The organism is Desulfosalsimonas sp., from assembly GCF_046483245.1.
Classification (GTDB): domain Bacteria; phylum Desulfobacterota; class Desulfobacteria; order Desulfobacterales; family Desulfosalsimonadaceae; genus Desulfosalsimonas.
In genome coordinates this window covers 1-9,150 of the sequence record NZ_JAWODO010000124.1, presented here as the reverse complement: position 1 = coordinate 9,150, position 9,150 = coordinate 1, and the positions used below count along the sequence as shown (strand labels likewise).

General features: G+C 55.1%; 9 protein-coding genes, 1 tRNA gene and 1 pseudogene. All 11 read right to left on the bottom strand.

Annotated elements, in window-relative coordinates:
* Window positions 1-254 (bottom strand): 30S ribosomal protein S15 (gene rpsO, locus R6U41_RS11060; protein ID WP_410269897.1); only part of this gene is annotated, 254 nt, incomplete at its 3' end.
* Between the two features lie 50 nt (window positions 255-304).
* On the bottom strand, window positions 305-1,294 hold the full coding sequence (truB, locus tag R6U41_RS11055; RefSeq protein ID WP_410269896.1) for a tRNA pseudouridine(55) synthase TruB: 990 nt from the start codon (window positions 1,292-1,294) through the stop codon (window positions 305-307).
* Window positions 1,291-2,274, bottom strand: a complete 984-nt coding sequence (locus R6U41_RS11050; RefSeq protein ID WP_410269895.1) for a DHH family phosphoesterase — start codon at window positions 2,272-2,274, stop codon at window positions 1,291-1,293. Before R6U41_RS11050 ends, truB begins: the two co-directional genes overlap by 4 nt.
* Window positions 2,234-2,614: a 30S ribosome-binding factor RbfA gene (gene rbfA / locus R6U41_RS11045; protein ID WP_181549461.1), complete on the bottom strand. Its 381-nt coding sequence runs from the start codon at window positions 2,612-2,614 to the stop codon at window positions 2,234-2,236. Before rbfA ends, R6U41_RS11050 begins: the two co-directional genes overlap by 41 nt.
* Window positions 2,611-2,898 (bottom strand): DUF503 domain-containing protein, encoded by a 288-nt coding sequence (locus tag R6U41_RS11040; RefSeq protein ID WP_410269894.1) that lies wholly within the window; start codon window positions 2,896-2,898, stop codon window positions 2,611-2,613. Before R6U41_RS11040 ends, rbfA begins: the two co-directional genes overlap by 4 nt.
* Before the next feature lie 7 nt (window positions 2,899-2,905).
* Window positions 2,906-5,890: a translation initiation factor IF-2 gene (gene infB, locus R6U41_RS11035; RefSeq protein ID WP_410269893.1), complete on the bottom strand. Its 2,985-nt coding sequence runs from the start codon at window positions 5,888-5,890 to the stop codon at window positions 2,906-2,908.
* Between the two features lie 50 nt (window positions 5,891-5,940).
* Entirely contained in the window at window positions 5,941-7,263 is a 1,323-nt protein-coding gene (gene nusA / locus R6U41_RS11030; RefSeq protein ID WP_410269892.1) for a transcription termination factor NusA, read from the bottom strand.
* Window positions 7,257-7,787, bottom strand: coding sequence for a ribosome maturation factor RimP (rimP, locus tag R6U41_RS11025; RefSeq protein WP_410269891.1), 531 nt, complete (start codon window positions 7,785-7,787; stop codon window positions 7,257-7,259). The genes nusA and rimP overlap by 7 nt, the downstream gene beginning before the upstream one ends.
* A gap of 130 nt (window positions 7,788-7,917) precedes the next feature.
* A tRNA-Gly gene (locus R6U41_RS11020) sits at window positions 7,918-7,993 on the bottom strand.
* Between the two features lie 166 nt (window positions 7,994-8,159).
* The gene (locus R6U41_RS11015; protein WP_410269890.1) at window positions 8,160-8,498 is read right to left on the bottom strand and encodes a MerR family transcriptional regulator; all 339 of its coding nucleotides are present in this window, start codon (window positions 8,496-8,498) and stop codon (window positions 8,160-8,162) included.
* A gap of 53 nt (window positions 8,499-8,551) precedes the next feature.
* Window positions 8,552-9,150 (bottom strand): annotated as a pseudogene (locus R6U41_RS11010) (phenylalanine--tRNA ligase subunit beta); the annotation flags it as partial.

Below are 9,150 nucleotides of genomic sequence, written 5' to 3'. Positions count from 1 at the left end.
AGCTGTTTGATCAAATCGCGATAACGGTTGATGTCCTGGTTTTTCAGGTAGTTTAACAGACGCCTGCGGCGGCCCACCATCACCAGCAGTCCGCGGCGGGAATGATGGTCCTTTTTATGGGTTTTCAAGTGCTCGGTGAGATTGGTGATCCGCTCTGTTAAAAGGGCGATCTGGACTTCCGGTGAGCCGGTGTCCACCTCGTGGCGCTTGAAGCGTTCTATGGTGTTTTGCTTGTTTTCCACGGCGATATTCAATTTGGCCTCCTTAAAGATCTTTTTTCTTTTTAGTCTCTATATCATAGGTATCAGGTGTAATGAAAGACACAACAATATGAATAGTCAATTTTGTCCGGACTTTTACCTGTTTTTTTTTCAATAACCGCAACCAGACGCTTTTCCGTATCCAGGATCCGGATCCGGCCGCCTGCATCGGTTGCCGGTTCCGGTTCCAGGTCGTCTGCCGCAATGGGCCGGCCATGCCGGATTTTCTCCAAAAGCCACGAGTCTGCAGTATATGCCGGCATGCCTGCGATGGCCCCGGCCATGGGAATGATCCATGGCTGCAGTTCAGCACGGGTCTGCACCTTTTCCAGATTCTCCAGCGCCGCCGCCTCAGCGATGCCAAACCCGCAGCTTTCGGTTCTCATCAGCCGGCTCAGATGCCCCCCGCAGCCCAGGGCATGGCCGATGTCCGCACAAAGGCTGCGGATATAGGTTCCGGCGCTGCACGTTACGTCAAAACAAATATCCGGCAGGTCAATGCCCGTGACCCGAATGCTTTCGATGTGCACTGTTCGTGCGGGTTTCTCCACCGGGGTGCCGTTTCTGGCGTACCGGTAAAGCGGCACGCCATTGTGCTTTAGCGCCGAAAATACCGGCGGAACCTGCTGGATGTCTCCGGCAAAGCTTTCCACTGCCTGGCAGATCCGGTGCTCGCTCAAATCTTTGACCGGGCGGCGGGCTGTGATTTCACCGGTGCAGTCCAGGGTGTCGGTTTCCGTGCCCAGGCTCAGCACGGCCCGGTATTTTTTGGCCCCGTGAAGGAAAAACCGGGACAGGCGCGTGGCGCGGTTGACCGGGCAAATCAGCACCCCGGTGGCAAAGGGATCGAGCGTGCCGGTGTGTCCGGTCTTTTTAACCCCGGGCAGCCGCTTGATCCGGCTGACCACGGCTGCAGATGTCATGTTCGCCGGCTTGTTGACCACAAGAATGCCGTCAGGCCGATCCGCGGCCTGGGTTACTGTCTGGCGCACACTGTTTTCCGGATTCTGTGTCCGGCCGTGCATGTTTATCATAAATGGCCGGCCATGGAGTAAAGCTCATTTTTTAAATCCAAAAGGGAGCTGTGAACGTCAAATCCGGCTGCGCTGCGGTGGCCGCCGCCGCCGAAAACCGCAGCAAGATTGGCCACATCCACTGATCCGTCAGACCGCAGGCTTACGTGAAAGACGCTGCTTTTGTGCCTTTGCATCTGACGGCTGCTTGCGCGTTCATAAAGCAGGGCCGCAACCTTGACGTTTTCGATGCGCCGGGCATAGTTGATCAGACCGTTGACATCCGTGATTGAAGTTCCCGTAGCATGGAGCATGTTCTGGGTCAATGTCATAATCGAAAGTCTGCCGTTTTCCGAGACCTCGATGGTGTCATAGAGCATGTTGAGCAGCTTGATCCGCTTCAGCGAAGTTGTTTCATATACGTGATGGGCCACCTTGTGGGGATCAGCCCCCTGGCAGACCATTTCATGACAGATTTTAAAGGCTTCCGGCGTGGTGTTGGAAAACCGAAAGGAGCCTGTATCCGCCATGATTCCCGTATAAATGGCATAGGCCATGGCGCAGGTGATGGGCATTTCCATCCCCCGCAGCAGCCGGTGTAGAATTTCCGTGGTGGCCGAGGCCCTGGGATCGATCAGCTGGTAATTGCCAAACCGGGTATTGGTTGCGTGATGATCGATATTGATGACCGTTGGAATCCGGCTGATGGCCTCGGCGGCTTTGCCCACGCGCTGCAGGTCCGAGCAGTCAAGGATCACGGCCGTATCATAGGCCTTTATATCGCCGGGCTCGTTTTTGATCCGGTGGATCGACGGCAGAAAATGATAGACCGCAGGCAGCACACTTTCATTGTACAATTGTACTTTTTTCTTCAGCCCTTCTTCCAGCGCCAAGCCCAGGGCCAGCAGCGAGCCGATGGCATCGCCGTCCGGGTGGATATGGGTCGCCAGCAGTACGCGTCTACTCTTCTTTAGTTGTTGGATGATCTGGTTCATGTTCATTGTGCAACCGCTTGAGCACGCTGTCGATATGCATCCCGTAGTCAATGGATTCATCGTAGAAAAATTCTAAATCCGGCATATATCGAAGCTCCAGTTCCCGGGCAAGACTGTTTTTGATAAAGCCGTGGGCTTTTCGGAAACCCGCGGCCGCATCCTCCCGGGAGGAAAAATGCCCGGAAGTGACAAAATAAATCCGGGCCAGTTTTAAATCCCCGGTCATTTTCACACCGGTAATGGAAACCGAGGCCAGTCGGGGGTCTTTGATTGATTTGAGCAGTATTTCAGAAAGGGCCTGCTGGATCAGACCGCTGACCCTTTCGGCACGGCCGTAGGGCTTCATATGTTGTGAATCTCCGTTTCCATGTCCGTGACTTCGGCCAGTTCCAGGCGGGAGATGAATTCATAGAGCTTGTCCATCTGCGAATTGATCGTCCGCCGGTCATTTCCCACCAGGGCAAAGCCGATTTTGGCGCGCTGATGCATATCATTGAAGTCGACTTCGGCAATGGCCGCATTAAAGCTGTTTCTGCTCCGGGCGATAATCGACTTGATGATCTTGCGTTTTTCCTTTAATCCATGGCACTCGTGCAGCCGGAAGGTCAGGGTGCCGAACCCGATTACCATAAGTCTTTTAGTCAATCATGGGTTTGATTTCTTCAAGCCAGTAGCACTCAATGATGTCACCGATTTTAATATCATTGAATTTCTCAATGCCCATACCACATTCGTAATTGTGGGTCACTTCCCTGACATCGTCCTTGTATCGTTTCAATGAAGCCAGCTTGCCTTCGTGGATGACAATGCCGTCGCGCACCAGGCGGATGGGCTGGCCTCTCTGGATCTTGCCTTCAAGCACCATGCAGCCGGCAACCGATCCCGTGCCGGGCACGTGGAATACCTGCCGCACCTCGGCGCGGCCAAGCACGCGGTCTTCAAACCGGGAGTCCATCAGGCCCACCATGGCATCCTTGATGTCCTTGATGGCATTGTAGATGACGTTGTAATACTTGATATCCACATTTTCGTCCTCGGCCAGATGCGACACCTTTGCCGAGGGCCGGACATTGAATCCCAGGATAATGGCATTGGACACGGCAGCCAGGGACACGTCGGATTCGTGAATGGTGCCGGCGGCCGAATGCACCACATTGACCTTGACCTCGTCTGTAGACAGCTTGGTCAAAGAATCTTTCAGCGCCTCAATTGAGCCCTGAACATCTGCCTTGATGATCAGGTTCAGATCCTTGACCTCTCCTTCCTGCATTTTTTCATACAGGCTTTCCAGGCTCATGCGCGTGGTTTTGGACAGATCCTTGGAGCGTTGTTTTTCCATTCTGTGCTCACTGACCTGTTTGGCGTCCTTTTCGTCAGCCACGGCCATAAGCTCATCGCCGGCCATGGGAACCCCGGACAGGCCGATGATTTCAACCGGGTAGGAAGGTCCGGCCTCTTTGACGGCTTCGCCCATGTCGTCGAACATGGCCCGGATTTTTCCGTAGTAGATGCCGGAAACCACGGGTTCGCCGGTATGCAGGGTGCCTTCGCTGATCAGCACCGTGGCCACCGGACCCCGGCCGGTTTCAAGTTTGGACTCCACAATAAAGCCACGGGCCAGCTTGCTGGGATTGGCCTTGAGTTCCAGGACCTCGGACTGGAGCAGCACCATCTCCAGCAATTCGTCAAGGCCGGTTTCCTGCTTGGCTGAAACCGGAACGCAGATGGTATCTCCGCCCCATTCCTCGGGAACAAGATCTTTTTCCGCAAGTTCCCGTTTGATTTTGTCCAGATCCGCCCCGGGCTTGTCGATTTTGTTGATGGCAACAATAATGGGCACGCCCGCGGCCTTGGAGTGGTCGATGGCCTCGATGGTCTGGGGCATGACCCCGTCGTCTGCGGCCACCACCAGAATCACCAGGTCGGTCACCTTTGCCCCCCGGGCCCGCATGGCGGTAAATGCCTCATGGCCGGGGGTGTCGAGAAAGATAATGTCGCCGTTTTCATACGGCACCCGATAGGCCCCGATGTGCTGGGTGATGCCACCGGCTTCCTTTTCAGTGATCTTGGAATGGCGGATCACGTCGAGCAGCGAAGTCTTTCCGTGGTCCACGTGGCCCATGATGGTGACCACCGGCGGCCGCGGCCGGAGTTGTTCCGGGGCGTCTTCTTCGCTTTGAAAAATGGTTTCTTCTTCAAACGCGGCCTTTTCCACTTCAAATTGGTATTCCGAGGCCAGCAGCTCAGCGGTTTCATAATCGATGCTCTGGTTTAGGGTCACCATCATGCCCATTTCCATGAGACGCTTGATCAGCTCGTTTCCCTTAACACCCATGCGCTTGGCCAGGTCCGAGAGCACCACGGTGTCATCGATTTTGATGCGCCGCTTGATGGCCTTGGGCGTGGTGATCTGGGGCCGCTGGTCAGATGCCGGCCGGGCAGCCTTGCCCTTTTTTTTGCCTTTTCTGCCCCGCCCAAAGCGCTGGTCATATAAGGCATCGCCTTCCACAACTTCCTTGCGCTTGAAGCCGGCTTTTTTCCTGGCGGTTTTTTTGGCCTTATCCGCCTCCTCGGCGGTCTCGGCAGCAGCCTTTTTCTTTTTGGAACGGCGCTTTTCATCTTCAGTTCCGGGCGAGGCCGGAGCCGCCGGGGTCTTGTCTTTGGCCGTGGTTTCAGGCGCCGGCGCGGTTTCTTCCTGTGCGGGTTGGGCGGTTTCAGCCTCGGGTTCCGGCAGTCGGATGATTTTGGCCGGCTGGCCCTTTTTGGATTTCTTTTTGGGTTTTTTGATCCTTGCGGCTTTTTTGGCTTCCATCTCAGCCGGTTCCCCGGGTTCTGCGGGCTCCGGGGCCTCTTCCGGAGTTTCGGTCGGCGGGTTTTCCGCAGGGGTTTCCGTGTCAGCCGCCGGCTCTTGTGCGTCTTGGGCTTTCCGGGGCGCGGAAGTTTCTTCAGAAGCCTCGGCAACAGGCTGTTGCTTTTCTTTAGCAATTTCTTCGGGCTCGTCCGCAGCGGCCGGAGCTTTAGCGTCCGGTTCTTCGGACAGGGCCTGAGCCGTTGGTTCGGGTTCTTCTTGAGGTGTCTCTTCGGGTGTCTCTTCAGGTTCCGGGGCAGCGGGCTCCGCGCTTTCCGGCGGCTTGGCTTCAGGCTCTTCGGATACCTGAGGGGATGCGGTCTCCGGTTCTTTTTCCACCGCTGGTGCAGCCTTTGTGTCCGCCTCGGCGTCCCCGGGGGATGGTGGGGTCTGGTCCTCGGCTTCCGCGGTTTTTGCAGCGCTTTTTTCTTCGGGTTCTCCGGCTTCCGGGGGTGTCGGGGCAGCTTGACCGGCAGCTGTTTCTTCTGCCCGCCCGACGCCCTGCTTTTCTAAATCCCCTTCTGCAGCGGTTTCGGTCTGCCGGGGCGCAGCCTTCCTGCGTCTGCGGATGACATTGGGCCTAACCCGCGTATCTTCCACCGCAACTTCCTTTTTCCGGCCGAAGATTGCGGTTTTAATCTGCTCGACAGTCTCATCTTCCAGAGAACTGAGGTGACTGGACACCTCGATGTTGTTTTCCTGCATCTTGTCGAGCAGTTCCTTGTTGCCCATGTTCAGCTCTCTGGCAAGCTCAAATACTCTGCGTTTTGCCATCCATCCCCCTTGATTGTCCAGGGCGCCGCGTCAAACACTTTCGGCTGCCTTTATATTTCCTGATTTTGCGTGTCTTTGTCATCATCTCCGGCGCTGTTGTCTAAAGACCCATCGGCTGCATCATCTTCGGGTTCTGCCATGGTCTGCTGGTTTGTGGCGGCTTCAACCAGGTCCCTTGCCTCCGGTTCAGACAGGTTGAACTCCTGGGCCAGTTCTTCGGGCAAAGCCTTGCTGACGTCTTCGGTGGAAAAATATCCTTTTTCAAACAGCAGATTGGCAAGGGGTTCGGTCATGCCGGGCAAATCCATCAAGGAAGCAAATCCAAGCTGTAACCTTTCATTATATCGCTTTTCGCTGATCACATCAAGATGCCATCCGGACAATTTGGATGCCAGCCGCACATTCTGGCCCTGTTTGCCGATGGCAATGGACAGGGAGTCGTCCGGGACCACCACTTCCATTACGTGGTTGACCTCATCGATGATGACCCGCGAGATTTCGGCCGGAGCCAGAGCGTTGCAAACGAACTTGGCCGGATCGATATGCCAGGGGATAATGTCTATTTTTTCGCCCTTTAATTCCTGAACCACGCTCTGGACCCGGCTGCCCTTGATCCCGACGCAGGCGCCCACCGGATCAATATCCGGATCATTGGACCGCACGGCGATTTTTCCCCGGCTGCCGGCTTCCCGGGCCGCGCCGATGACGCTGACCATGCCTTCACTGATTTCCGGCACCTCGGTTTTAAACAGGTTGATGAGAAAGTCCGGATGGGTCCTGGACAACACAATCTGGGGTCCCCGGCTTTCATCGTGGACTTTCAGGATATAGGCCCGGATTCGGTCGCCCCGCCGGTAGGTCTCGTTGGGGATCTGTTCACGTTTGGGCAAAACCGCTTCTGCCTGTCCGAGGTTGACAATGATTTCATTGCGGCTGACCCGCTGGACAATGCCGTTGACGATTTCCCCCTTGCGGCCGATGAAATTTTGATAGACCACGCTTCGTTCAGCCGCCTTGAGCTTCTGGATGATTACCTGCTTGGCGGACTGGGCCGCGATCCGGCCGAATGTGGTGGTATCCATCTTGGTGCCGAGGCTGTCGCCCATCTCGCATTCGGGGTCCAGTTTCCGGCCCTCCTCCAGGCTGATTTCAAAATCCGGGTCTGTGATGGTTTCCACGACGTTTTTAAACTGGAAGACTTCCAGTTCTCCGGATTCTTCATTATACTGGATTTCAATATCAATTTTATTGCCAAACTTTTTTTTGACCGCGGAGCGCAGGGCTTCCTCAAGTGTTTTGACCAGGACGTAAAAATCAATACCCTTGTCCCGGCTTACCTGCTCAATAACGCGTTTCATATCTGTGATCAGCATTTGTCGTCTCCGTGATAATTCGTCAGCCTGGCTTTGGTGATCTCTTGGTACGGTATTTCAATGGTTTCGCAATCCAGTGTCAGCCGGACAGCGTCATCGGCTGTACCGGCAAGAAGACCCTTGAAGTTTTTTTGTCCCCCCAGGGCCTGCCGTGTACGGATCCGGGCCATTTCCCCGGTAAAACGATCAAAGTCGGCCTTTTTCGACAACGGCCGCTGGGGTCCGGGGGAGGAAACCTCCAGAGTATAGGATACATCCGTGTCAAGTTTGAGATCCAGAAGATCTCCGAGCTGCCTGGATACCCGGCTGCATTCTTCTACCCCGACGCCGCCGGGTTTTTCAATAAACAGCCGCAAGACCCAGCCTGCGGGTTCGCGCTGATATTCCACATGGATTAACTCCAGGCCTTCGGCCGCGCACAATGGCTCGCCCAGTTCCCAGGCCAGTTCGGCCACCTGCCGGCTGGTTACGGCGCTGTTTTTCTCCGGCTTTGGTTGTGAATGCGTCTTTTTTTTCGTTTTCATTGCTTTTTTTAAATAGAAATAAAAAACGGGCATTTTGCCCGTTTTGATCAACTCCTCCAACCTTTGGCGCTTCATCTTTTCCGGAAAAATTTTCCGGAAGTTTTCCCCCGGCTGATCGCCACGGAAAAGATGGAGCGGGCAACGAGATTCGAACTCGCGACACCAAGCTTGGGAAGCTTGTACTCTACCAGCTGAGCTATGCCCGCTCGAAAATATACCTGGCAACAGTAAGCAATAAAATAAAAATTGTCAATATGAAAAATCAATCAAAAGCAGGTCCAACCGTCGGAGAATTGGTGAAAAACGGTTTTGTGTCCAAAACCGGCACGGTTTTCAGTCCGGCCGGGGACAAAGGGCGGGGGAGGAAGGGATTTATTCGTCAAGCATGTTCCGGATGGAGCGGAGTTCTGCACGAATTTGTTCTAATAGCGAGTCCCGTGCATTCCGGGATCGGGGTGAGCCCTGCTTCTTGAGTTGCTTGCGGGCCCCTTCGATTGTGAATTTTTTTTCATACAACAGATACTTGATCTCCAGAATGGCCTCAATATCGCTTCTGCGGTAAAGCCGCTGGCCGGATTCGCTGCGCCTGGGTCGGATGGCGGAAAATTCCGACTCCCAGAACCGCAGCACGTAAGCCGCCAGGCCCGTGATCTCGGTAACCTCCTTGATCCGGTAATAAAGCTTATCGGGTATAGGGGCCTGGGAAGCCACGAAAAAACCCTCCGCAACCGGTTAGGGGGTTGTTTTAGCGGGTTGGCACCGGTTTACGCCGGAAGCGCTGCATTAAAGGCCGTCAGCAGGCTTTGGGTGATGCTCCGGTGCAGTTCATTGACCTGGGTGTCTTCAAGGGTCCGGGTCGTTGAGCGGTATACAAGCCGCACGGACAGGCTTTTATGCCCCTCGGCAATGGGCGGTCCGGAGTAGACGTCAAACAAAAATACGTCTTCAAGCCATTGGGTTTCCGCCTCCCGGAGATGATCAAGGATTTGTCTGCCTTCCACGCCATGGTCAACTATGATCGTTATATCCCGGGTCACGGCGGGAAATTTCGGAACCGGCACAAATTGGGGATCTTCGGGAACAATCGGCACCAGGGCTTCCATGTGAAGTTCAAGGGCAAAGACCGGCTGTTGGATATCGAATTTTTCCAGAACAGCGGGCCGGATTTCCCCGATGATGCCAAGGAAAGTGTCTTTGCACCGGATCTGGGCGGTTTGCCCCGGCAGGGTATAGCTGCAGGCCGATGCGGGCAGAGCTGAAAAAGTCCCGTTTGTTATGCCCAGGGCGGCCAGCAGGCCCTCGGCCACGCCCTTTAGATCGTAGAAATCGGTTTCAACCGGTTTGGCATGCCAGGTCAGGGGTT